This is a genomic window from Xanthomonas arboricola pv. populi (assembly GCF_002939945.1).
Lineage (GTDB): Bacteria > Pseudomonadota > Gammaproteobacteria > Xanthomonadales > Xanthomonadaceae > Xanthomonas > Xanthomonas arboricola_A.
This window is the reverse complement of sequence record NZ_MDEB01000003.1, coordinates 181,785-207,118: the sequence shown is the minus strand read 5'-3', so window position 1 is coordinate 207,118 and position 25,334 is coordinate 181,785. Positions and strand designations below refer to the sequence as shown.

12 protein-coding genes are annotated in these 25,334 nt (G+C 66.3%); 11 read left to right on the top strand and 1 reads right to left on the bottom strand.

What is annotated here, in order from left to right:
- The first annotated feature begins 41 nt into the window (after positions 1-41).
- Both bioA and XaplCFBP3123_RS10255 read left to right on the top strand, forming a co-directional pair.
- Positions 42-1,460 (top strand): adenosylmethionine--8-amino-7-oxononanoate transaminase, encoded by a 1,419-nt coding sequence (gene bioA, locus XaplCFBP3123_RS10260; protein WP_104533956.1) that lies wholly within the window; start codon positions 42-44, stop codon positions 1,458-1,460.
- Complete coding sequence (locus tag XaplCFBP3123_RS10255; protein WP_104533955.1) at positions 1,451-2,185, top strand: 16S rRNA (uracil(1498)-N(3))-methyltransferase; 735 nt, start codon at positions 1,451-1,453, stop codon at positions 2,183-2,185. The genes bioA and XaplCFBP3123_RS10255 overlap by 10 nt, the downstream gene beginning before the upstream one ends.
- A gap of 142 nt (positions 2,186-2,327) precedes the next feature.
- Here the strand turns inward: XaplCFBP3123_RS10255 and XaplCFBP3123_RS10250 are convergent, their stop codons facing one another.
- On the bottom strand, positions 2,328-3,326 hold the full coding sequence (locus XaplCFBP3123_RS10250) for a glucokinase family protein (protein WP_172453224.1): 999 nt from the start codon (positions 3,324-3,326) through the stop codon (positions 2,328-2,330).
- Between the two features lie 717 nt (positions 3,327-4,043).
- Here XaplCFBP3123_RS10250 and XaplCFBP3123_RS10245 point away from each other — a divergent pair.
- The 9 genes from XaplCFBP3123_RS10245 to XaplCFBP3123_RS10205 all read left to right on the top strand — a co-directional run bounded on the left by XaplCFBP3123_RS10245 (position 4,044) and on the right by XaplCFBP3123_RS10205 (position 25,092).
- A complete protein-coding gene (locus XaplCFBP3123_RS10245; RefSeq protein WP_104533953.1) occupies positions 4,044-6,722 on the top strand; it encodes a TonB-dependent receptor in 2,679 nt (892 codons plus the stop codon).
- A 206-nt stretch (positions 6,723-6,928) separates the two neighbouring features.
- Positions 6,929-8,620, top strand: a complete 1,692-nt coding sequence (locus XaplCFBP3123_RS10240) for an alpha-L-fucosidase (protein WP_104533952.1) — start codon at positions 6,929-6,931, stop codon at positions 8,618-8,620.
- 14 nt (positions 8,621-8,634) lie between these two features.
- A complete protein-coding gene (locus XaplCFBP3123_RS10235) occupies positions 8,635-9,690 on the top strand; it encodes a glycosyl hydrolase family 18 protein (protein WP_104533951.1) in 1,056 nt (351 codons plus the stop codon).
- A gap of 248 nt (positions 9,691-9,938) precedes the next feature.
- A complete protein-coding gene (locus XaplCFBP3123_RS10230; protein WP_253254185.1) occupies positions 9,939-12,428 on the top strand; it encodes a family 20 glycosylhydrolase in 2,490 nt (829 codons plus the stop codon).
- 21 nt (positions 12,429-12,449) lie between these two features.
- A complete protein-coding gene (locus XaplCFBP3123_RS10225; RefSeq protein WP_172453195.1) occupies positions 12,450-15,140 on the top strand; it encodes a beta-mannosidase in 2,691 nt (896 codons plus the stop codon).
- A gap of 635 nt (positions 15,141-15,775) precedes the next feature.
- On the top strand, positions 15,776-18,427 hold the full coding sequence (locus tag XaplCFBP3123_RS10220; RefSeq protein WP_104533949.1) for a glycoside hydrolase family 3 C-terminal domain-containing protein: 2,652 nt from the start codon (positions 15,776-15,778) through the stop codon (positions 18,425-18,427).
- 688 nt (positions 18,428-19,115) lie between these two features.
- Positions 19,116-20,567 carry a glycoside hydrolase family 125 protein gene (locus XaplCFBP3123_RS10215; protein ID WP_104533948.1) on the top strand — a complete coding sequence of 484 codons (1,452 nt, stop codon included), beginning with the start codon at positions 19,116-19,118 and terminating at the stop codon, positions 20,565-20,567.
- Between the two features lie 136 nt (positions 20,568-20,703).
- Complete coding sequence (locus XaplCFBP3123_RS10210; protein ID WP_104533947.1) at positions 20,704-23,046, top strand: GH92 family glycosyl hydrolase; 2,343 nt, start codon at positions 20,704-20,706, stop codon at positions 23,044-23,046.
- A gap of 198 nt (positions 23,047-23,244) precedes the next feature.
- Entirely contained in the window at positions 23,245-25,092 is a 1,848-nt protein-coding gene (locus tag XaplCFBP3123_RS10205) for a glycoside hydrolase family 35 protein (protein ID WP_104533946.1), read from the top strand.
- Positions 25,093-25,334: the final 242 nt, after the last annotated feature.

The following is a 25,334-nucleotide window of genomic DNA, read 5'->3' as shown; positions in this document are numbered from 1 at the left end:
GCGTCGCACGCAGCGGCGGAGCCGACCGATAGAATAGGCGTATGCATCGACATGTTCATGAGCCCGAAATCCTAGCAGACCCGGCAGCCTCTCAAGCTGACGAACATTGGCGGCAACGCGATCTCGAGGTGCTGTGGCACCCGTGCACGCAGATGCGCGAGCACCCGCACACACTTCCGCTGGTGCCGATCGCCCGCGGCGATGGTGCGTGGTTGATCGGCCACGACGGTCGCCACTATCTGGACGCGGTCAGCAGTTGGTGGACCAACCTCTTCGGCCATCGCGAACCGCGCATCGGCGCGGCCATCGCGCGCCAGGCTGGCGAACTGGAGCAGGTGATGCTGGCCGGCTTCACCCATGCGCCCGCCGTGCAGCTGGCCGAGCGTCTGCTGGCGATCGCGCCGCGCCAGGCCGGCCGCGCGCCGTTGTCCAAGGTGTTCTATGCCGACAATGGCTCGGCCGGCGTGGAAGTGGCCTTGAAGATGGCCTTCCATTATTTCCACAACCGCGGCGAGCATCGCCGCACGCGTTTCGTCGCGCTGGAAAACGGCTACCACGGCGAGACCATCGGCGCGCTGTCGGTCGGCGACATTCCGTTGTATCGGCGCGTGTATGCGCCGTTGCTGCTGGAGTCGATCTTTGCGCCCTCGCCCGATGCCTACCTGGCCGAGCCTGGACAGAGCGCGGAAGACTACGCACTGCAGGCGGCCGATGCGCTGCAGGCGGTGTTCGAACAATCGCCCGGCGAAATCTGCGCGCTGATCCTGGAACCGCGCGTGCAGTGCGCAGGCGGCATGCGCATGTATCACCCGGCCTATCTGCGCCGCGCGCGCGAACTGTGCGACGCGCATGGCGCATTCCTGATCGCCGACGAGATCGCTACCGGCTTCGGTCGCACCGGCAGCCTGTTCGCCTGCGAACAGGCCGCGGTCATGCCCGACCTGTTGTGCCTGTCCAAGGGGCTGACCGGCGGATTCCTGCCGCTGTCGGCAGTGCTGGCCACGCAGCAGTTGTACGAGGCGTTCCTGGACGACTCGCGCGAACGTGCGTTCCTGCATTCGCATAGCTACACCGGCAATCCGCTGGCGTGCGCCGCCGCGCTGGCGACCCTGCAGATCTTTGCAGACGACGATGTGATTGCGCGCAACCGGCGCACCGCCGCGCACATGACCACGCTCGCTGCGCAGATCGGCGAACACCCGGCAGTGGCGGACGTGCGCCAGGCCGGCATGATCGTGGCCTTCGAACTCACACAGGGGGGCGACAAGCGCACGCCATTCCCGTCTGCGGCGCGGGTGGGCCTGAAGGCCTATCGCGCCGCACTGGACAAGGGGGTGGTGCTGCGCCCACTCGGCGACGTGCTGTACTGGATGCCGCCGTATTGCGTGGACGACGCGCAGCTTGCGCTACTGGCGGCGACCACCCGCCACGCCATCGAGGAGGCCGTGGCATGCGCCTGACCCGCTCCCATGTCGCACTGCCGCTGTACTGCGACCAGGAGGTGACGCTGCCGGAAGCGTCGGCCAGTCACCTGCTACGCGTTTTGCGACTGCGCGAAGGCGATGCCTGCGTGCTGTTCAACGGCGACGGCAGCGACTACCACGCGCGCATCATCCTGGCCGGCAAACGCGAGGCGCGCGTACTGGTGGAACGTGTCGAGCCGCTGTGCAACGAATCGCCGTTGTCGATCACCCTGATCCAGGGCATCGCACGCGGCGAGAAGATGGATCTGATCCTGCAGAAGGCCACCGAGCTGGGGGTGACGGCAGTCGTGCCGGTCAACGCCGAGCGCACCGAGGTCAAGCTGGATCCGGCGCGCATGGAAAAACGCCTGGCGCATTGGCGCAGCGTGGTGGTGTCGGCCTGCGAACAATCCGGGCGTGCGCGTGTTCCCACGGTCGCTGCGCCGCACGGCCTGCAGGAGGCGGCGCAGGCCAGCGACCCACAGGCGCTACGGCTGACGCTGGACCCGCACGGCGAGCATCGCCTGAGCAGCCTGGCGCTGGGTGCGCAACCGCATGTGATCGTGGCGATCGGCCCGGAAGGCGGCTGGTCGCCGCGCGACCGCGCGACCCTCGCCGAGTCCGGCTTCAGCGGCCTGCAACTGGGACCGCGTATTTTGCGCACCGAAACGGCGGGGCTGGCGGCGATTGCGGCGCTGCAGTCGCGGTTCGGGGATTTATAACGCGCTGTCGTCGCAGGAGCGCACCTGGGCGCGACGGAGCGTCATCGGCAACACCTCGTCGCGCCCGGGTGCGCTCCTACGGGGATGTAGAGTTGATCGGTTTGGTGCAGCCAGACTGCTGCACCTGGCGATGCGCGGGCGCTCAGCGGCCGTGCTGCAGGAACCAGCTGGCCGCGCCGATCACACCGAGCTGGCCGTGTTCGACGATGCTGACCGGCACCTGCTCCAGCGCCGGACGCAATGCGCCCTTGTCGAGCAGACGTGCGACGAAATCGCTCGCGGCCACGAATGCGGCGATCTGCGGCAGGAATCCACCCGCCAGATAGACACCGCTGCGCACGCCGTAGAGCAGCATCATGTCGCCCACCACGCTGCCCATGAAGCCGCAGAACGCCTGCAGCGCATCGCGGGCCAGCACGTCCTCGCCAGCCAGTGCGGCGGCGGTGACCTCGGCCGGGCTGGCGTGCAGCACCGGCACGCCACGCAGCGCGGCCAGTGCGGTATAGAGATTCAACAAGCCCGGGCCGGAAAGCAGGTGCTCGGTGGCCACGTGCGTGCGGGTGCGGCGCAGCTCCTGCAGCAAGTCCACTTCCAGATCGCTGGCGGCGGCGAGCGCGGCGTGGCCGGCCTCGGTCGGCAACACCACCGGGTTGGCGCCGTTGGGAATCCACAACGCCGCGCCCAGGCCGGTGCCCGGGCCCAGTATCAGCGCCGGACCCGGCGCGCCCTGCGGCGGGCCAGACAACTGCAGGACCTGATTGCCGGCCATGTAATTGGCCGCATGCGCCACCGCTTCGAAATCGTTGACCAGATGCAGCGCCTGCATGCCGAGCTGGCGACGGATCTGCTCGGGCGCCAGCACCCACGGCAAATTGGCGGTGATCACGCGGCCGTCTTCCAGCGCATAACCGGCACTGGCGATGACGCCGCGCGTCACCGGTGCGCAGCCCAGCTCCGCAAAGAACGCGGCCATGATCTCGCCCAGGCCCGGATAATCGGCGCACCGGTACTTGCGATAGTCCAGCACCGTGACCGGCTGGCGTGGATCGACGCTTTCGCACACCAGCGCCAGGCGCACATGCGTCCCGCCCACATCTGCGGCAACGAAGGTGTCGGGGCGCGGAAAGGCCGCCGCTTCCATTGGACTGCTTGCGCTCACGCATTCTCCTGATAAGTGGCCGCGGGCTGGCGTCATCTTCCGTTGTCCGACGAACGGTCACGGATAGACAACGTTGTCAGCAATCGCCTTGTAACGCAACCGTGGCGATCACGATTTGCAAAGGATGCTGCCAATTTCATCATCCACTAAAAATCCGCACCTGGGGCAACGATTTCAGCACAAATCGCACCCGCTCACCTGCGTGCGCGTGATTGCCCATAGAAACAGCTAATCGCAATGCGGAGGCCCCATCGGCGCGCTGCGCAGCCGTCTCGGCGCAGTGCGCGGCACCACCGGGAAATGCTGCATTGCAGCGCAATCGCAGCAGCGTCAGAGATCTGTGACGATGTGTTGACAACGCTGTCAACGCTACGCGAGACTCGATCCAAATCGGAGTTCTGGCAGGAGGGGCCACGGACTGTTCGGTACTCAGGAACGGGCTACTCCCTCGCCGGCGCATTCCAGATTCGTGAGCGGGACATCACCCGATGTTCGACTCGCTGAAGTCGCATTCGCTTCACCGCTTCACCACACGGGGGACACCTCCTCTACCACGCGAATCACCTGGACCGGCCTCTCACGACACGCGCCAGTGCGATCACCGCGATCGGTCAGGGCGTGTTGTTTTGCCGGCCACGCCGAGCGCGTGACGCCTTTCAAAGGCAGCGCGCTCACAGCACTAACCAACGAGGTTTAGCCATGCACAGCCGCACCACGACGTTAGCACTCTGTATCACTGCCGCTCTGTACTGCTCCGGCTCTGCAATGGCTGCCGGACAAGACCAACAGGCTTCCGCCGCCACACCGTCGGCGACCACCGAGCTGGATGCCATCACCGTCACCGGTTACCGCGCATCGCTGGAAAAGAGCCAGTCGGTCAAGCGCTCGGCCAACTCGATCGTCGATGCGATCAGCGCCGAAGACATCGGCAAGTTCCCGGACATCAACGCCGCCGAATCGCTGTCGCACCTGCCGGGAATCAGCGTCGATCGTCAGTTCGGCGAAGGCGAAAAGGTCAGCATCAACGGCACCGACCCGGCCTTGAACCGCGTGCTGCTCAACGGCCAGACCATCGCCTCGGGCGATTGGGGCGGCAACCCGACCGACACCAGCGGCCGTACCTTCAACTACACCCTGCTGTCGCCGGAAATCATCGGCCTGATGGAGGTCTACAAGACCCCGGAAGCGCGCATCGACGAAGGCTCGATCGGCGGTACCGTGATCGTGCACACCCGCAAGCCGCTGGACCTGCCCAAGAACACCATCCGCGGCTCGGTCGGCTACAACTACAACGACCGTTCGGAAGAAGGCAATCCGCGCGGCTCGGCGCTGTGGAGCTGGAAGAACGACGACGAAACCTTCGGCGCGTTGATCTCCGCCACGCATGACAAGCAGGACCTGGCACGCGCCGGTATCGAATATTTCGGCTACACCACCGGCCAGGGCATTCCACCGACTGCCACCATCACCGGCGACGGCAGCGATGTGGCTACCGCACGCGTTCCGGCCGGCATCAGCAGCGCGTTCTTCCAGCAAACCCGCGAACGCAGCGGCGTGCAGGGCGCACTGCAGTGGAAGCCGAACGAGCAGAACGAGTTCAACCTGACCGGTCTGTACATCAAGGGCAAGTACAACAACTTCAGCCAGGCGCGCTACGTGTGCCCGGCATGTAATGACGACCGCCAGAAAATCACCAGCGCCAACGTGGAAAATGGTGTGGTGACCTCGGCCACGGTCAGCGATGGCGCCGCCGGGCAGCCCTACGCGCAGCTGGATGCGAACTACCGCGAAAGCACCGTCACCACCAAGAGCCTGAACCTGCGCCACGACTGGTCCGGCGAGAAGTGGGTGTTCACCAGCCAGGTCGGCAGCACGCAGGCCACCGGCGGCAAGAACCCCGAGTACTTGATGAAGTTCCTGATGCAGGACGGCGGCTACAACTACGCCTTCGACGGTCAGAACACCTCGGTGAACTACGACAACGGCGGCGCCTCGAACTGGGTGTTGCCGGGCAATCCCGCAGGCCTGGCACCGGGTCAGCAGGGCAATATTCCCGGCACCAACACCGGCATCATGCAGGCCGGCGGTATCGCGTACCAGAAGAGCAAGGACGAGGAAAAGTACTTCCAGTGGGATGCTTCGCGCGATCTTGAGTGGGGCCCGTTCACCAAGTTGCAATTCGGCTACAAGTACATCAACCACAACAATGGCGTGGACGCGCGCGGCAACCGCATCAACTCCACCGATGCGGTCTCGCTGACGCAGTTCAATCCGGGCAGCACGCCCAGCAGCCTGTACGACGGCCTGGGCGCCAGCGGCGACCTGACCACCTGGCCGACCGCCAACCTCAATGCCGTGCGCAACTATTTGTTGTCGCAGCCGCAGGGCCCGTACCGCACCGATTTCGGCGCCTCGTTCCAGGTCAAGGAAATCACCCAGAACGTCTACACGCAGTTGAACTTCGAATCCGGCCAGTGGCGCGGTAATGTCGGGGTGCGCCTGGTCGACACCACCGACAAGTCCGAGTTCTGGCAGAGCAACGACGGCGGCACCAACTTCGACCGTGTCGCCGAGACCAACGACTATCGCAAGGCGCTGCCGAGCTTCAACATCGCCTACGACATCACCGACGACACCGTGCTGCGCTTCTCGGCGGCCAAGGTCATCGCACGTCCGCGCTACGCCGATCTGGCGGGCACCTTCACCATCAACAGCGGCACCGGCGATCTGACCGCCAATGGCGGCAACCCGGATCTGAAGCCGTACGAATCCACCAACTACGACCTGGCGGCCGAGTGGTATTTCGCTCCGTCCAGCATGTTGTCCGGTGAAGTGTTCTATCGCGACATCAGCTCCTACATCGTCAGCACCACCACCACCCAGCAGCTGAATCCGGCACCGCCGGCCATTGCCGGCCTGTATCAGGTGACCACGCCGGTCAACGTGTCCGATGCCAAGGTCAAGGGCGTGTCGGTCAACTACCAGCAGACCTTCGGCCTGGGCTTTGGCTTGCAGGCCAACTACACGTTTGCCGAATCCGATTCCAGCTCCGGCCTGAACCTGCCCTACCTGTCGCGCGACACCTACAACGTGATCCCGTACTGGGAACACGGCGACTGGACGGTGCGCGTGAACTACAGCTACCGCTCCAAGTACTTCACCCAGATCGGCCGCCTGGAATCGCGTGACTTTGCAGATGCCTACAAGCAGCTGGATCTGAATGCCTCGTATCAAATCACCGATTACATGGGCATCACCTTCGGCGCGACCAACCTGCTCGATTCCACCTATCGGGTCTTCAGCAACACCCGTGATACCCCCACAGCGTTCTACAAGAACGGCCGCGGTTATCAGGCCCAGCTGAACTTCAAGTTCTGATGTAGCACCGGCGCGCCACCGACCCTCCACGGTGGCGCGTTTTTTTGAGCTGTGCGTTGCATGCAGCGCACAGCTCGATGTTGTACCAAGGAGTGGTACTGGCCACGCCCCTTCGCGGTTGAGGGAGCATGGCCAGGCCCGCTTTTGCCATCCACGTGCCGGCTGCGCTGCAACCGACATGTCTCGCTTGAAGGAGTGCAGTTCCCATGACGTCCGATAGCCGCCCTGCGGCTCCATCCCGCCGCCACGCCGGAGCTGCACCCAAAACGCGAATGCTCGCGCTCGGTCTGCTGCTCGCGTTGCCTGCTGCCACGCTCAGCGCGCAATCGCCCACCGCGCCCACCGCGCCCACCGCCACCACGCTCAGCCCGGAACAGATCGACCAGCAGTGGCTCAGCGCCACCGCCAAGTACGCACCCGAGCGCGAGCGCCTGGTACATGAGGCAGAACAAGGCGCGCGCAAGGGGCCGTTCCGTCCCGATTGGGCCGCACTCAAGGCCTATCAATCGCCGGCGTGGTACGACAACGCCAAGTTCGGCATCTTCATCCATTGGGGCGTGTTCTCGGTGCCGGCGTTCGGCAGCGAGTGGTACTCGCGCAACATGTATCTGCAAGGTTCCAAGGAGTTCGCGCATCACGTGGCGACCTATGGCCCGCAGGCCAGCTCCGGCTACAAGGATCTGATTCCCAAGTTCACCGCGCCCAAGTTCGACCCCAATGGCTGGGCCAAGCTGTTCCGCGACTCCGGCGCACGCTATGTGGTGCCGGTGGCCGAGCACCATGACGGCTTTGCGCTGTACGACTCCCGGTTGTCGGATTGGACCGCGGTCAAGATGGGCCCAAAACGCGATCTGCTGGGCGAGTTGTCCAAGTCGATCCGCGCACAGGGATTGCACTTCGGGCTGTCCTCGCATCGCGCCGAGCACAACTGGTTCTTCGACGGCGGGCGCAAGTTCGATTCGGACGTCAACGACCCGCGCTATGCAGCGCTGTACGGCCCGGCGCAGGTGCGCCTGCCGGGCAAGGACGATGCCGATGTGGCCAACGACTGGACGCCGGTGTCGCAGGCCTGGCTGGACGACTGGCTGGCGCGCACCACCGAGCTGATCGACACCTATCAGCCGGACCTGATCTATTTCGACTGGTGGATTGCCCACCCCACCTTCCGCAGCAGTCTGCCTACCATGCTGGCCTACTACTACAACCAGGGTGCAGCGCGCACCGAAGCCGATCGCGGCGTGGTGGTGAATTACAAGCTCGGCGCATTTCCGGAAGGCGCCGGCACGCTGGACATCGAGCGCGGCCAGCTCACCGGCATCCATCCCACCCACTGGCAGACCGACACTTCGGTGAGCAATGCGTCGTGGGGCTACATCGAGAACGACACCTACAAGTCGCCGACCTTCATCATCCACATGCTGGCCGACGTGGTGGCCAAGAACGGCAACCTGATGCTCAACATCGGCCCGCGTGCCGATGGCTCGATCCCCGACACCGAGCGCGGCATTTTGCTTTCGATCGGCAAGTGGCTCAAGACCAACGGCGGCGCGATCTACGACAGCAAGCCGTGGCGCGTATATGGCGAAGGCCCGACCGAGGTGGTCGGCGGCACCTTCCAGGACGTCAAGACCAAGCCGTATACGGCCGAAGATTTCCGTTTCACCACACGCGATGGTGCGCTGTATGCGATCGAACTCGGCTGGCCGGCCGGTGGCAAGGCGGTGATCCGTTCGCTCACGCCGGCCGATGGCGTGCGCGGCGTGACGCTGCTGGCCAACGGCAGGAAGGTGCCGTTCGAGCAACAGGCCGACGGCCTGCATCTGAGCCTGCCTGCCAAGCCGGTCGGCGAGCACGCCTACGTGCTGCGCATCGATCTTTCTTCTTCCTCCACTCCCTGACGGATGCTGTTTTCATGAGCAAGCGATTGACCTGGATCCTGCTGGCGCTGGCGCTGGTGTGCGCGCCGGCCTTGGCCAAAACCCCCACGGCGTTGTTCTATCTGATGAACACGCAGAAATCGACCAACTCGTTCCTGGCCAATGTCGACAAGATCGACGTGGTGGTGCCGACCTGGTATGGCGTCGACCAGAACGGCCTGGTCAACGGCACGCCCAATACTTACCTGTACGACATCGCCAAGCAGAAGAACCTGCGGGTGATGCCGATCCTGTCGATGACCACCGGCCGCGACGGCTTCCACAAGCTGATGCACGACGAAGCCGCCAAGAAGCGCATGATCGAATCGCTGCTGATCCACGGCAAGCAGCACAAGTACTACGGCTTCCAGTTCGATTTCGAGAACATCGCCTGGACCGACCGCGACGCCTATACGCTGATGGTCAAGCAGACCGCCGATGCGCTGCACAAGGCCGGCTTCAAGATGTCGGTGGCGGTGGTGCCCAATGCCCCGGGCCATGCCGAAGGCGGCCAGTTCTCCAAGTGGATGTGGGAATACTGGCGCGGTGCGTACGACCTCAAGGCGCTGGGCCAGGCCGCGGATCTGGTCAGCATCATGACCTACGACCAGCACACCCGCTGGACCACGCCAGGCCCGGTCGACGGCATGGTGTGGCTGAAGAAGCATCTGGATTACGCGATCACCCAGGTGCCGAAGGACAAGCTCTCGCTCGGCATCGCCACCTACGGCTACCGCTGGTACACCGGCAACCCGGTCAAGGAAGACGGCACCGAGGCGTCGAACATCTCCGCCACCTACATCGATGCCGACGAATCGTTCCCCCTGGCGATCGAGCAGAACGCCACCGTGCAATGGGATCCGGTCGAGCAGGAATCGTGGTTCTACTTCTACCGCGACGACATGCGCGAGTGGGTGTTCCGCCCGGACGCGCGCAGCTTCAAGGCACGCTACGACCTGGTGAAGCAGTACGGCCTGGAAGGTTTCAGCTGCTGGGTGCTGGGCGCCGAAGACCCGAAGGTGTGGGACGAGTTGCCGACTGCACAGCGCTGAACGCGTCATCGCACTGCTGCACGACATGACGGGCGCGGTCGGTGTTCGCATCGAAATGCATCCACTGCAAGCCGACGCATGCACTGCCCGCGCCCCTCCTGCAGCGAATGAGGCGAATGCGCGATCGCTGCAGGACACCACACATCGCGCACCCCGGCGAAGCGTGCGCCAGTCCCTGCGCCATCCGGCACGGCTTTGCTACTGTGCGTGGCTGCCGTATTTCCCTCGCCACACCGGGATGTGATTGCATGATGTCGAACTCCGCACCGAGCGTGCGCTCACCGTTATCCAGGCAGCCGTCGCCGCGCAGCCTATCGTCGCGCCTGCCGTCATCGCACGGACCGTGCTCGCGCCTGCTTGCGATGGCGCTTACGGCGATGGTGTTGGCCGGTTGCGGCCAACGCGATACGGCGAACGCGCCGGCTGCGGCCAATCCCCGCACCATCTCGACACTGCCTGCGACCACTGCGCCGCTGCCGCTGATTCCCGCCCCGGCCGAAGCCAGGCGTGGCACCGGCAGCTTTCGCGTCGGCACCGGCACGGTGATCTCCATTCCCACCGGCAATGCCGAGGTGCGCCGCAGCGCCGAGTCGCTGGCCAGCCTGTTGCAACGCACCCGCGGCCTGACCCTGGAAGTGCGCACCGAAACCAGCGCCTCACCGCACAGCATCCGCCTGGAGCGCACACCGCAGGCGCCGGTGGCGCACAGGGAAGGCTATAGCCTGGACGTGGATGGCAACGGCATCCGCATCGCCGCGCGCGATGGCGCGGGCCTGTTCTATGGCGCGATCAGCGCCTGGCAACTGATGACGCCGGACGCGCGCAAGGGCGATGTCGCCGTGCCGGCGGTGGCGATCCGCGACTGGCCGCGTTTTGGCTGGCGCGGCCAGCATCTGGATGCGGCACGCCACTTCCACGATGTGGCCACGGTCAAGCATGTGCTCGATGCGATGGCCGCGCACAAGCTCAATGTGCTGCACTGGCATCTCACCGACGACCAGGGCTGGCGCATCGAGATCAAGCGTTACCCCAAACTCACCGAGGTCGGTGCCTGGCGCACCCCGCCCGGCGCCGGCCAGCACGGCACACCGGAGCGCTATGGCGGTTTCTATACCCAGCAGCAGATCAGCGAGATCGTCGCCTACGCGGCGCGCCTGCACATCACCGTGCTGCCGGAGCTGGACATGCCCGGGCATGCGCAGGCCGCGGTGGCGGCGTATCCGGAAGACGTCGGCGTGCCCGGCCAGCGCACGCAGGTCGGTGTGAACTGGGGCGTCAATCCGTACCTGTTCAACACCAGCGAGCGCAGCCTGCGCTTCATCACCAATGTGCTTGATGAGGTGCTGACCTTGTTCCCGTCGGCGTATATCCACATCGGTGGCGACGAGGCGATCAAGGATCAATGGGAAGCCTCGCCTGCGGTGCGCGCGCAGATGCGCAAGCTCGGGGTCAAGGACGCGCATGCGATGCAGGGCTGGTTCAACGCGCAACTGGCGCAATACCTCACCCAGCACGGCCGGCGCATGATCGGCTGGGATGAAATCCTCGAGGGCGGCGTGCCGGCCAGTGCCTCGGTGATGTCGTGGCGTGGCATCGAAGGTGCGGTGACGGCGGCCAGACAAGGCCATGATGTGGTGCTTGCGCCAGGCGACTGGCTGTATCTGGACAACCTGCAGACCACGCGCAGCGACGAACCCAACGGCCGCCTGACCATATTGCCGTTGTCCAAGGTCTACGCCTTCGACCCGGTGCCTGGTGAACTCAGCGCCGAGCAGTCCACGCATGTACTCGGCGCGCAAGGCGCGTTGTGGGCCGAATACATTCCATCCAGGTGGCATATCGATCACGCGCTGTTCCCGCGTCTGTCCGCCATCGCGGAAGTGACCTGGTCGCCGGTGGCTGCACGCAACTGGAAGGATTTCCTGGCGCGCATGCCGGCGCAGTTGCAGCGCTACAAGGCATTGGGCATCGACTACAGCGACGGCGCCTTCGCCGCCGATATCGCACTGGAAAGCGGACCCAACCCGGTGCTGGCCGGTGGCCCGGCCAAGGTGGCGCTCGGCACCCAGGCCGGTGCGGGCACGCTACGCTACACCGTCGACGGCAGCGATCCCACGCCGGCATCGCCGCGCTACGAGGCGCCGTTTACGATCCAGCTGCCGACCACGGTCAAGGCGACCGCCTTCGATGCCGGCGGCACCGCGTTGGCGGCCACGCGCAGCCGCACGTTCGATCGTGCCGGCCTGTTGCGCATGGACACCCAGGGCCTGCGCGATTGCGTTGACACAGGCGCGCTCGGCCTGCGCCTGCCGCTGCTGCCGGAACTGGCCGCTGCCGATACGCCGGTCTACAACGTCGACCTGTTCCATGCCTGCCGCCTCTATCCGCAGGCGCGCCTGGACGGCGTCCGCGCGATCCGCATCGAGGCCGCACGCCTGCCGAACAACTTCGGCCTGGCGCACGAGCAATCCAAGGTGGTGCAGTACCCGGCCCAGAGCCGCCGCGGCGAGCTGGAAGTGCGCCAGGGCTGCGAGGGCGAGCTGATCGCCAGCGTGCAATTGCCCAACAGCGCCACGCTGGGCGAACAGTTCACGCTGGAAACCGCACTGCCTGCACGCACCGGCATCCACGATCTGTGCCTGCGCTTCACCGCGCCGATTCGCGGCCCGTTGTATGCCATCGGCGCCGTCCAGTTGATTGAAACCACCGCGCAGGCGCCCCCCGCCGCCACGCGCTGATCCATCCAAGGAGAGTCATCCATGCCCCTGTCCCGTCGTCGTTGCGTTCCCGCCCCCGCCCGCCTCGGGCTTGCCCTGGCCGTTGCCGTTTCGCAGGCCTGGGCCGCCCCGCCCACCGCAACGCCCCTGGACAGCGGCTGGCAGGTGCGGCTGGTGCCGGGCCAGGAACAGGCCAGGACCTATCCGAAAGCGGCGGCCTGGTTGCCGGCGCAGGTGCCGGGCGCGGTGCAGACCGATCTGATCGCCGCCAAGATCGTGCCGGACCCGTTCTATCGCGACAACGAAGGCAAGATCCAGTGGGCGGGTCTGAGCGACTGGCAGTACCAGACCCGCTTCAACGTGGATGCGGCCACGCTCAAGCGCGCGCATGTCGAGCTGGTGTTCGACGGCCTGGATACGTTTGCCGAGGTCACCCTCAACGGCAAGCCGCTGCTCAGCGCCGACAACATGTTCCGGCAGTGGCGCGTGGACGCCAAATCCCTGCTCAAGCGCGGCGACAACGTGCTGGAGGTCAGGCTGTTCTCGCCGATCAAGAAGATCCAGCCGTGGCTGGCCAAGCAGCCGTACGCGCTGCCGGGCGCCTACGATTCCGCCTTCGGCGACGAGCCCGAGTCGCGCCACAGCTCCACCTATGTGCGCAAGGCGCCGTACAACTTCGGTTGGGACTGGGGCCCGCGCATGGTCAATGCCGGTATCTGGAAGGACGTGCGTGTGGAAGCCTGGGACGCGGTGCGCGTGGACGGGCTGCATATCGCCCAGCAACGCGTGGACGCCGATAGCGCGCAGCTGCAGGCGCAGCTGGAACTGCAGGCCGGCCGCAGCGGGCCGGTGCAGGTGACGCTGGACGTGGTCGGCCCGGATGGGCAGAAGGTGGGGCAATTCACGCAACAGGCGGTGGTCGACCCGGGGCAGAACCGCATCGATCTGCCGGTGCGGATCGCCCAGCCCAAGCGCTGGTTCCCGGCCGGCTACGGCGCGCAGGACCGCTACACCTTCGTGGCCAGCGTGCGCGATGCCGATGGCGACAGCCAGCAGATCAAGCGGGTCACCGGCCTGCGCTCGGTGGAGCTGCGGCGCGAGAAAGACACGTACGGCAAGAGCATGGAGATCGTGATCAACGGCATCCCGATCTTTGCAAAGGGGGCAAATCTCATCCCGCTGGATGCGTTCCCCGCGCGCGTGAGCCCCGAGCGCATGCGCAGCACCTTGCAGGACGCGCGCGATGCCAACATGAACATGCTGCGCATGTGGGGCGGCGGGCATTATCAGGACGACCGCTTTTATGAGGTGGCCGATGAGCTGGGCATCATGATCTGGCAGGACTTCATGTTCGGCGGCGCGGTGCCGCCGTACGACGTGGAGTTCCGCGAGAACACCCGGCAGGAGGCGATCGAACAGGTCAAGCGCCTGCGCGACCACCCCAGCATCGTGCTGTGGTGCGGCAACAACGAAGTGCAGACCGGCTGGGAAAACTGGGGCGACCGGGTCAAGTTCAAGCAGTCGGTGGACCCGGAAGAACGCAGCCGCATCGAGCGCGGCATGACCACCTTGTTCGGCACCGTGTTCCGCGAAGTGGTGGCCACCTACGACAGCGACGTGCCGTACTGGTCCACCTCGCCGGGCACCAACTTCGACGGCGCCGCCGACCAGGCCAACGATGGCGACATGCATTACTGGAAGGTCTGGGGCGGCCCCGCGCTGCCGGTGACCGAATACCTCAACGTCACCCCGCGCTTCATGTCCGAATACGGCCTGCAGTCGTTCCCGGACATGCGCACCGTGCGTGCCTTCGCCGAACCCGGCGACATGGATCCGGAATCGCCGGTGATGCGCGTGCATCAGAAGTTCGACAAGGGCAACGGCAACAAGCGGCTGATGCTGTACATCCGGCGCGAATTCGGCGAGCCCAAGGACTTCGAGAGCTTCGTCTACCTGAGCCAGCTGATGCAGGCCGAAGGCATCAACCTGGCCGCCTCGCATCTACGCGCCTCGCGCCCGCAATCGATGGGCTCGTTGTACTGGCAGCTCAACGATGTGTGGCCGGGTGCGTCGTGGTCCAGCGTGGACTACTACGGCCGCTGGAAGGCGCTGCACTACCACGCACGCCGCTTCTACGCGCCGGAGCTGATCGCCGCATTGCGTAACGACAAGGGCCAAACCGAGGTGTCGCTAGTCTCCGACCGCACCACCCCGCTGGCGGCCCGCTGGCGCATGCGGGTCATGCGCATGGACGGCAAGCTGCTGAGCAAGCGCGAGGAAAAGGCCACCGTCAAACCGCTCAGCAGCCTGCAGGTGGGCAACTTCAGCGACAAGCAACTGCTGGGCAGCGCCGATCCCAAGCGCAGCTACGCGGTGTTCGAGTTGTTCGACGGCGACAAGCTGCTGTCGCGCGCAGTGGTGTTCTTCGCGCCGGCCAAGCAGCTGGCCTTGCCGACCGCGAAGATCGACAGCCAGTGGCGCGCCGATGGCGATGGCTACGCGCTGACGTTGTCCAGCAACACGTTGGCGCGCGAGGTGTGGCTGTCGTTCGGCGATGTGGACGTTAGCGTGGCCGATAACGCCTTCGACCTGCTGCCGGGCGAACCGCTGACGGTGCACGTGTCCAGCAAGCTGCCGATGGCGCAGGTGCAGTCTGCGTTGCAGGTGCGCGACCTGGCATCGACGCTGGCAGGCGCTCCGCCGGAGCCAACGGAGGCAGCGGCGGCGAAATGACCCGCGAGACGGCCCTCATCCGCCCTTCGGGCACCTTCTCCCGCCAGGCGGGAGAAGGACTCGATGTCCGGTATTGCATGCGCGTCTTCCGCGTATGGGTTCTTCCGCGTATGGCGGCTCCAGCGTATGGCGGCTCCCGCAGCGCGTGGAGAAGGACTCGATGTCCGGTCTTGGATGCGCGTCTTCCGCGTATGGGTTCTTCCGCGTATGGCGGCTCCAGCGTATGGCGGCTCCCGCAGCGCATGGAGAAGGACGTGATGTCCGCTCAGGCACACGCTTGTTCCGCGTATGGCGTCTCCAGCGGATGTGGTTTCCTGTCATACGTGCTCTTTCGCACTTTCGCATGGCATCTACCGCGCGCGGGGAGAGGACTTGATGTCCTGTCATGCGTGCACTTTCCCACAGGCGCGCGCCTCTCCTTCCTCGCGTGGCCTCGTCCCGCGTTGGGTGTCCTTCTCCCGCTGGCGGGAGAAGGTGCCCCGCAGGGGCGGATGAGGGCCCGCAGTACTGGCAACAGCCACCACACCCATTGGCGTGCGTGACGCCGCCACGCCAGATCCTCAACCCGCCGCAGCCCCCTGCGGCAACACCAGAACAACGCCGGGCGAATCTCGCCGCTGCGCAGGAGTGAATCGATGTCATCCGTGTTTGTATCGCGTCTTGCCATGGCACTGGGCCTGAGCCTGGGCCTGCCCTGCATCGCGCACGCCGACCGCAACAGCACACCGGAGCAACGCGCTGCCGCGCTGGTCGCGCAGATGAGCCGCGAGGAAAAAGTCGCGCAGGCGATGAACGATGCGCCGGCGATTCCGCGCCTGGGCATCCCCGCCTACGAATGGTGGAGCGAAGGCCTGCACGGCATCGCACGTAACGGTTATGCGACGGTGTTTCCGCAGGCGATCGGACTGGCCGCGAGCTGGAACACCGCGCTGATGCAGCAGGTGGGCGCGGTGGTGTCGACCGAGGCGCGCGCCAAGTTCAATCAGGCCGGCGGGCCTGGCAAGGATCACAAGCGCTACGCGGGCCTGACCATCTGGTCGCCCAACATCAATATTTTCCGCGACCCGCGCTGGGGCCGTGGCATGGAAACCTACGGCGAGGATCCCTTTCTCACCGGGCAACTGGCGGTGGGCTTCATTCGCGGGTTGCAGGGCGAGGACCTCAATCACCCGCGCACCATCGCCACGCCCAAGCACATCGCCGTGCACAGCGGCCCGGAGCCGGGCCGGCACAGCTTCGATGTGGACGTGTCGCCGCGCGATGTGGAGGCGACCTACACGCCCGCCTTCCGCGCCGCATTGATAGACGGTCAGGCCGGCTCGGTGATGTGCGCGTACAACTCGCTGCACGGCACGCCGGCCTGCGCGGCCGACTGGTTGCTCAATGGCCGCGTGCGTGGCGACTGGGGCTTCAAGGGCTTTGTGGTGTCCGACTGCGACGCGGTGGACGACATGACCCAGTTCCATTACTTCCGCCCCGACAATGCCGGCTCCTCGGCCGCCGCGCTCAAGGCCGGGCACGATCTCAACTGCGGCTACGCGTATCGCGCATTGGGCACGGCCATCGAACGCGGCGAAGTGGACGAAGCCCTGCTCGACCAGTCGCTGGTGCGCCTGTTCGCGGCGCGCTATCGCCTGGGCGAACTGGAAGCGCCGCGCAAGGATCCGTACGCGCGGCTTGGCGCCAGGGACATCGATAACGCCGCCAATCGTGCGTTGGCACTGACAGCGGCCGCCGAGTCGATCGTGTTGCTCAAGAACCAGGCCGACACCTTGCCGCTGAAGGCCGGCACGCGGCTGGCGGTGATCGGCCCGAATGCCGATGCGTTGGCGGCGCTGGAAGCCAATTATCAAGGCACCTCGTCCGAGCCGGTGACGCCCTTGCTCGGCCTGCGCCAGCGCTTCGGCGTGCAGCAGGTCAGCTATGCGCAAGGCGCGCCGCTGGCCGCAGGCGTGCCCGGCATGATTCCGGAAACCGCGCTGCGCAGCGACGGCAAGCCGGGCTTGCGTGGCGAATATTTCGACACTGTCGATCTGAACGGTGCGCCGCGCGTGGTGCGGCAGGATCGCACGGTGAGTTTCAACTGGGACCAGGTCACCCCCGCAAAGGGCGTGCCGGCCGATCGCTACGCGGTGCGCTGGAGCGGCGAGTTGCTGCCACCGAGCGCGGGCGATTACACGCTGGCGGTGCGGGTGGCGCGCTGCTTCGATTGCGCCGGCCACGATCCGGTGCGGCTGTACATCGACGACAAGTTGGTGGTCGCCGGCAATGCCGAAGACAAGCACGTGCCGGCCGGCATGCACAATGCCGACGGCCGCAGCGTGGAAACCGTGCTGCACTTCGACGACGCCCGCCCGCGCAGGATCCGCCTGGAGATGGAACACCGCGGCCAGGATCAGGGCGTGCGCCTGGAGTGGCTGGCACCGGCGGCGGCGCAACTGGCCGAGGCCGAGCAGGCGGTGGCGCAAGCCGATGCGGTGGTGGCCTTCGTCGGCCTGTCGCCGGATGTGGAAGGCGAGGAACTGCGTATCGACGTACCTGGCTTCGACGGCGGCGACCGCAACGACATCGCCCTGCCCGCCCCGCAGCAGGCGCTGCTGGAACGCGCCAAGGCTTCCGGCAAGCCGCTGGTGGTGGTGCTGATGAGCGGCAGCGCAGTGGCCCTGAACTGGGCCAGGACGCATGCCGATGCGATCGTGGCGGCGTGGTATCCGGGCCAGTCAGGCGGCATCGCGATCGCGCGCATGCTGGCCGGCGACGACAGCCCCGGCGGGCGCCTGCCGGTGACGTTCTATCGCTCCACCAAGGACCTGCCGCCCTACATCAGCTACGACATGAAGGGCCGCACCTACCGTTACTTCAAGGGCGAGCCGCTGTTTCCGTTCGGCTACGGTTTGAGCTACACCCGCTTTGCCTACAGCGCGCCGCAGCTGTCCACTGCAACCCTGCAAGCTGGCAGTCCGTTGCAGGTGACCACCACCGTACGCAATACCGGCACGCGTGCCGGCGACGAGGTGGCGCAGGTGTATCTGCAATATCCGGATCGGCCGCAGTCTCCGTTGCGCAGCCTGGTCGGGTTTCAGCGTGTGCATCTGCAACCGGGCGAGCAGCGCACGCTGCGCTTCACCCTGGATGCGCGCGCCTTGAGCGATGTGGATCGCGCCGGGCAGCGTGCAGTGGAAGCCGGCGATTATCAGTTGTTCGTCGGTGGCGGGCAGCCAGGCACCAGCGCACCCGGTGCAGCGGCCGCGCTGACAATTCAGGGGCGTTCGCCGCTGCCGAAGTAAGCAACGCGGCCGCCAACTACCCGCAGACATCGGCTGTATGGCCACCGATCGGCAACGGTCATTCCAGCCGGCAAACCACCGGCCCCCGCGGCGTGGCCAAGGCCTTGCGCACGTACCGGTGGCGCTCGACCGGGCGCGCCTGGCCGAGCGGCTGAGTCCGGACGCCCGGCGGGTCAGCTTCATCAACCCGGCCGGGCTGATCCCCCAGGCCATCAGCGCGCATACCCGCGTGCGCGTGGTCAGCAGCGGCGACATGCCGGTGGCGCGGTGCCCCACCATCGCACGCACTCGGCGAGCCGGACGAAGATGCCGTCCGCCGCGGCGTCGGCGATGGCGCCTGCCTACTGGGCACGCCGCAGCGCAGGCGATGTCGGTCGGCAGCGTGTTCGGCGCTGCACGCGCCTCCGGATCCAGCTGTGGTTTTTCCGCGCCCACGCCCATAGCAAGGCGGCAAGGCGATGGTAACGAGACAGCAGACGTCGTGGCCGGCTCCGTCGCACCCGCTTCCGCAGGCCACGCATACCGCAGCGAATTGTGCGGACGCACTATGCACGTTCGGCGCACACGTTGTATGGTCATCGAGAATTGGTCATGCATAGGTCTCATCATCCACCGGGCACGTCATGCCGTCGATGGAAGGGTGCCCGTTGCGTCGACCGCTTGCTGAAATCCCAGGGAGCTCCAGGTCATGCACACCCGCCGCGACATCCTTCAGCTGCTCGGCGCCAGCGCCGGCGCCGGCCTGCTGGCCGGCGCACTGCCCGCCTTCGCCGCCGGCACCTCCACGGCCGCCGGCAACTTCGTCAGCAAGCGCCCGCCCAAGGCGCAGCGCCGCTTCGTCAGCAAGGCGGTCGAGCAGCAGATCGTGCAGATCACCGCGCGCATCGCCGATCCCGAACTGGCCTGGCTGTTCGAGAACTGCTACCCCAACACGCTCGACACCACGGTGGAAACCGGCACCCGCAACGGCAAACCGGACACCTTCGTCATCACCGGCGACATCCATGCGATGTGGCTGCGCGACTCCTCCGCCCAGGTACATCCATACGTGCCGCTGGCCAGGCGCGACCCCGCGTTGCGACGCATGTTCCATGGCCTGATCCAGCGCCAGGCCGCGTGCATCCGGCTCGACCCCTATGCCAACGCCTTCCTGCCCGATGGCCAGACCCAGCGCCTGAAGTGGTCGCTCAACGACATCACCGAGATGAAGCCCGGCGTGGGCGAGCGCAAGTGGGAAATCGATTCGCTGTGCTACCCGATCCGCATCGCGCACGAATACTGGCGCGCCACCGGCGACAGCGCCCCGTTCGACGACGACTGGCGCGCGGCGATGCACGTGGTGGTCAGGACCTTCCGCGAACAGCAGCGCAAGGACAACCGCGGCCCGTACGTGTTCCAGCGGCCCTCGCCGCTGGCGACCGAGACCCTGGTGCTGGAAGGCTACGGCCAGCCGACCCGGCCCAACGGCATGATCCACTCGATGTTCCGCCCCTCCGACGATGCCTGCGTGTATCCGTTGTTCGTGCCGGCCAACCTGTTCGCGGTGGCCTCGCTGCGCCAGCTGGCGACGATGAGCACGGCCTTGCACCGCGATGCCGAGTTCGCCGCCGACTGCACCGCGCTGGCCGACGAAGTGGAAGCGGCGACACGCAAGTTCGGCCAGCAACGCGACGCCGATGGGCAGGCGTACTGGGCGTTCGAAGTGGACGGTTACGGCAACCAGTTGTTCATCGACGACGCCAACGCCCCCGGCCTGCTCAGCCTGGCCTACCTGGGCTGCTGCGACCGCGCCGACCCGGTGTTCCTGCGCACGCGCCAGCTGGCCTGGAGCGAACGCAACCCGTATTTCTCGCGCGGCAGTGCGGCCGAAGGCGTCGGCAGCCCGCACAGCGGCATGGGCACGATCTGGCCGATGTCGATCATCCAGTACGCACTGGTCAGCGACGACGACGCACAACTGCGCCAATGCCTGCAGTGGCTGAAGACCACCCATGCCGGCACCGGCTTCATGCACGAAGCCTTCGACAAGGACAACCCGAGCACCTTCACCCGCGACTGGTTCGCCTGGGCCAACACCCTGTTCGGCGAACTGATCATCGACCTGCACCAACGCAAGCCCCAGCTGCTGCGCAGTAGCTGATGGTTCGAAGCGCGCGATCTGCCACCCCGGGCAGAAACGGCGCAGCACTTGATGTTCCCTTCTCCCGCCGGGAGAAGGTGCCCGAAGGGCGGATGAGGGTCCCCCGGCATCGGCCCGCAAATTCAGAGACCACACCATGGCAACACGACGCGGTTTTCTCCAAGGCGCCATCGCAGCAGCCCTGTTCGGCAGCACCGGCCTGCCCGGGCTTGCCCGCGCACGCGCCGGCAACTACGCACTGCCGGCCGATGCGCGCACCCGCGCCGAGCTCACCCGCCATGTCGATGTGTTCATCGGCACCGGCGGCCATGGACATACCTTCCCCGGCGCGACGCTGCCGTTCGGCATGGTGCAGCTGAGCCCGGACACCTACAACGCGGTGTGGGATTCGTGCTCCGGCTATCACGCGTCCGACGGCTCGATCATGGGCTTCTCGCACACGCACCTGTCCGGCACCGGCATCGGCGACATGCTGGACGTTCTGCTGGTGCCTGCCACCGGCGACGTGAAGCTCGTGCCCGGTGCACTCGACGCACCGGACAGCGGTTACCGCTCGCGCTACGACCATGCCGACGAAGCTGCCTCGCCCGGCTACTACCGCGTGCGGCTCAAGGACAGCGGCGTGCATGCCGAACTCACCGCCACCGCGCGTGCCGGCCTGCATCGCTACCACTTCCCCAAGGGCAAGCCGGCGCATGTGCTGCTGGACCTGTGCCACGGCATGCAGGACAAACCCGGCATCCCCACCCGCATCACCGACGCGCACCTGCGCGTGGTCGACGAGCGCACCCTCACTGGCGGCCGGCGCGTCTACCAGTGGGCGCAGGGCCGCTACATCTATTTCGCCATGCGGCTGTCGCGGCCGTTCAAACACGTGCAGCTGTACAACGACGACCAACCGCTGGCCGCAGGCACGCGCAGCGTCGACGGCGTACACCTCAAGGCCGCACTGCACTACCCCGACGCCTCCGACGCACCGCTGCTGATCAAGGTCGGCATCTCCGCCGTCAGCGCCGACAATGCGCTGGCCAATCTGGATGCGGAACTGCCGGACTTCGACTTCGCCCGCGTGCACGCGCAGGCCGTGGCCGCCTGGGAAAAGGAACTGGCACGCGTACGCATCGACAGCGATGACGACGCGCAGCGCCGCATCTTCTACACCGGCCTGTATCACAGCCTGCTCGCGCCCACCCTCTTCAGCGATGTGGATGGCCGCTATCGCGGCATGGATCTGCAGATTCACACTGCGCCCAAGGGTTATCACAACTACAGCACCTACTCGCTATGGGACACCTACCGCGCCGCGCATCCGCTGCTCACCCTGGTGCAGCCCGAGCGCGTACCGGACCTGCTGCAATGCCTGGTGCGCGGCGCCAACGAATGCCCGGATGGCGTGGGCATCTGGCCGCTGCAAGGTGTGGAAACCGGCTGCATGATCGGCTACCACTCTGCGGTTGTGCTGGCCGAAGCGCATGCCAAGGGCTTCACCGGCATCGACTACACCGCCGCCTGGCCGGCCTACCGCAAGCGCGCCATGGACGACACCACCCACGGCCTGGCGTATTACCGCAAGCTCGGCTACATCCCCGCCGACAAGGTGGACGAAGCGGTCAGCCGCACGCTGGAATACGCCTACGACGACTGGGCCTGCGCGCATCTGGCGCAGGCCGCCGGTGCCACCGACGATGCACGCGCACTGCGCGAGCGCTCGCGCAACTACCGCAACGTGTTCAATCGCGACAGCGGCTTCGTGCAGGCGCGGCTGGAAGACGGCAGCTGGGCCACACCGTTCGACCCGCGCGGCATGGGCCACATCGGCAAGTGGCGCGACTTCACAGAATCCAACGCCTGGCAGGCCAGCTTCCTCAACCAGCACGACCTGTACGGCTACATGGACCTGTACGGCGGCCGCGACGGCTTCGTCGCCAAGCTCGACGAGCTGTTTTCCACCAGCTCCGAACTGCCCGCCGATGCGCCACCGGATATCGACGGCCTGGTCGGCCAGTATGCGCACGGCAACGAGCCCAGCCATCACGTGGCCTATCTGTTCGCCTATGCCGGCCAGCCGTACAAGACCCAGGCGATGGTGCGCCGGCTGCTGCGCGAACAGTACCACGACGCGCGCAATGGCCTGTCCGGCAACGAGGATTGCGGGCAGATGAGCGCGTGGTTCGTGCTCAGTGCGCTCGGGCTGTATGCGGTGGACCCGGTCAGCGGCAACTACATCCTCGGCAGCCCGCTGTTCAAGCGCGCAGAACTCGATGTCGGCAACGGCCGCACGCTGCGCATCGTCGCCCACAACAGCAGCGCGCAGAATGTCTATGTGCAGTCGCTGACCTGGGACGGCAAACCGATCAACCGCAGCTGGATGCGGCATGCCGATCTGGCCGCTGGCGGCACGCTGGAATTCACGATGGGTGCCAAACCGAATCCGGCCTTCGGCGCGAACAAGGAGGATCTGCCGCCTTCGTTCGCATAGCGTACTTGCCCGGCATCGCGCCGATCGCAATGGGAGGCTGCCCCTCCCTTTCCCGCAAGCGGGAGGCTTGCTTTTCCTTCTCCCGCAAGCGGGAGAAGGTGCCCGAAGGGCGGATGAGGGCCAACACGCAAGCGGCCTCACGCAAAAACCAATCCACCCCCATCGTCACCAGTCACTCGTTACCGCCGAGAATCGCCCATGTTGCGCAGCACCCTCAGCCCCCTCGTCCTGGCCCTCGCGCTGGCGCTTCCCGTCGCCGCCAGTGCCGCCGACACCAACGCAGACACCTGGCCCAGCTTCGGCACCCAGGGCACGCAGTTCGTGCGTGACGGCAAGCCGTATCAACTGCTCTCCGGCGCCATCCATTTCCAGCGCATCCCGCGCGCCTACTGGAAGGACCGCCTGCAGAAGGCGCGCGCACTGGGCTTGAACACGGTGGAGACCTACGTGTTCTGGAACCTGGTCGAACCGCAGCAAGGCCAGTTCGATTTTTCCGGCAACAACGACGTGGCCGCGTTCGTACGCGAAGCCGCCGCGCAAGGCCTCAACGTGATCCTGCGGCCCGGCCCCTACACCTGCGCCGAGTGGGAAGCCGGCGGCTACCCGGCCTGGTTGTTCGGCAAGGACAATATCCGCGTGCGCAGCCGCGACCCGCGCTTTCTCGCCGCCAGCCATGCCTATCTGGATGCCGTGTCCCAACAGGTACGTCCGCTGCTCAATCACAACGGCGGGCCGATCATCGCCGTGCAGGTCGAGAACGAATACGGCTCCTACGACGACGACCACGCCTACATGGCCGACAACCGCGCCATGTACGTCAAGGCCGGCTTCGACGACGCCTTGCTGTTCACCTCCGACGGCGCCGACATGCTCGCCAACGGCACCTTGCCGGACACCCTGGCGGTGGTGAACTTCGCCCCCGGCGAGGCCAAGAGCGCCTTCGACAAACTGATCAAGTTCCGCCCCGGGCAACCGCGCATGGTCGGCGAATACTGGGCCGGCTGGTTCGATCACTGGGGCAAGCCACATGCCAGCACCGACGCCAGGCAACAGACCGAAGAGCTGGAGTGGATCCTGCGCCAGGGCCACTCGGCCAACCTCTACATGTTCATCGGCGGCACCAGTTTCGGCTTCATGAATGGTGCCAATTTCCAGGGCAATCCCAGCGACCATTATGCGCCGCAGACCACCAGCTACGATTACGACGCCATCCTGGACGAAGCCGGCCGCCCCACGCCCAAGTTCGCACTGATGCGCGACGCCATCGCCCGCGTCACCGGCGTGCAGCCGCCCGCGCTGCCGAAACCGATCGCGATCGCCGCACTGCCAGACACCCAACTGCGCGAATCCGCCTCGCTGTGGGACAACCTGCCCGCACCGATCGCCATCGACACCCCGCAGCCGATGGAGCACTTCGGTCAGGACTACGGCTACATCCTCTACCGCACCACCGTCACCGGCCCGCGCAAGGGGCCGCTGTACCTGGGCGAGGTGCGCGATGTGGCGCGGGTGTACGTCGATCAGAAGCCGGTCGGCAGTGTCGAACGCCGGCTGCAGCAGGTCTCCACCGATGTGGATATTCCTGCAGGCCAGCACACGCTGGATGTGCTGGTCGAAAACAGCGGCCGCATCAACTACGGCCCGCGCATGGCCGACGGCCGCGCCGGCTTGGTCGACCCGGTACTGCTGGACAACCGGCAGCTCACCGGTTGGCAGGCCTTCCCGCTGCCGATGCGCTCGCCCGACAGCATCCGCGGCTGGACCCGCAAGCCCGTGCAAGGCCCCGCCTTCCACCGCGGCACCCTGCGCATCGGCACACCGACCGACACCTATCTGGACATGCGCGCCTTCGGCAAGGGCATGACCTGGGCCAACGGCGTCAACCTGGGCCGCCACTGGGCCATCGGCCCGCAGCGGGCGTTGTATTTCCCGGCCCCGTTCCAGCGCAAGGGCGACAACAGCGTGGTGGTGTTCGACCTGGACAGCACCGCCAAGCCCGGCGTGCGCGGCCTGCAGCAGCAGGTGTGGATTACGCCGAAGGAGTAACGGGCACGCGGGTGGCGGGCCGCTGGCGATCGCGCACCGGTCCGGCCCGGCCTGGCGTGGCAATCGCAAGCCGCACGTCCATGCCCGCCGACGCCCAAACCAACCGCCAGGCAACCCGCCGGGCGCTCCCGGACTGACGGGCCTTCAGACTGCCGCGCGCGCGCCGCTATCTGGACGTCCGCTGCCCGCGCAGCGTCTGCTACCGATTGCGGTATCGGACCGATCGCATTCCAGGCAAGATC

What these genes read in the sequence shown, in the direction of transcription:
- bioA (WP_104533956.1), top strand. Translation starts at nt 42, where the DNA reads ATGCATCGACATGTTCATGAGCCCGAAATCCTAGCAGACCCGGCAGCC.
- XaplCFBP3123_RS10215 (WP_104533948.1), top strand. Translation starts at nt 19,116, where the DNA reads ATGCACACCCGCCGCGACATCCTTCAGCTGCTCGGCGCCAGCGCCGGC.
- XaplCFBP3123_RS10245 (WP_104533953.1), top strand. Translation starts at nt 4,044, where the DNA reads ATGCACAGCCGCACCACGACGTTAGCACTCTGTATCACTGCCGCTCTG.
- XaplCFBP3123_RS10205 (WP_104533946.1), top strand. Translation starts at nt 23,245, where the DNA reads ATGTTGCGCAGCACCCTCAGCCCCCTCGTCCTGGCCCTCGCGCTGGCG.
- XaplCFBP3123_RS10250 (WP_172453224.1), bottom strand. Translation starts at nt 3,326, where the DNA reads ATGGAAGCGGCGGCCTTTCCGCGCCCCGACACCTTCGTTGCCGCAGAT.
- XaplCFBP3123_RS10225 (WP_172453195.1), top strand. Translation starts at nt 12,450, where the DNA reads ATGCCCCTGTCCCGTCGTCGTTGCGTTCCCGCCCCCGCCCGCCTCGGG.
- XaplCFBP3123_RS10255 (WP_104533955.1), top strand. Translation starts at nt 1,451, where the DNA reads ATGCGCCTGACCCGCTCCCATGTCGCACTGCCGCTGTACTGCGACCAG.
- XaplCFBP3123_RS10235 (WP_104533951.1), top strand. Translation starts at nt 8,635, where the DNA reads ATGAGCAAGCGATTGACCTGGATCCTGCTGGCGCTGGCGCTGGTGTGC.
- XaplCFBP3123_RS10210 (WP_104533947.1), top strand. Translation starts at nt 20,704, where the DNA reads ATGGCAACACGACGCGGTTTTCTCCAAGGCGCCATCGCAGCAGCCCTG.
- XaplCFBP3123_RS10240 (WP_104533952.1), top strand. Translation starts at nt 6,929, where the DNA reads ATGACGTCCGATAGCCGCCCTGCGGCTCCATCCCGCCGCCACGCCGGA.
- XaplCFBP3123_RS10230 (WP_253254185.1), top strand. Translation starts at nt 9,939, where the DNA reads ATGATGTCGAACTCCGCACCGAGCGTGCGCTCACCGTTATCCAGGCAG.
- XaplCFBP3123_RS10220 (WP_104533949.1), top strand. Translation starts at nt 15,776, where the DNA reads ATGTCATCCGTGTTTGTATCGCGTCTTGCCATGGCACTGGGCCTGAGC.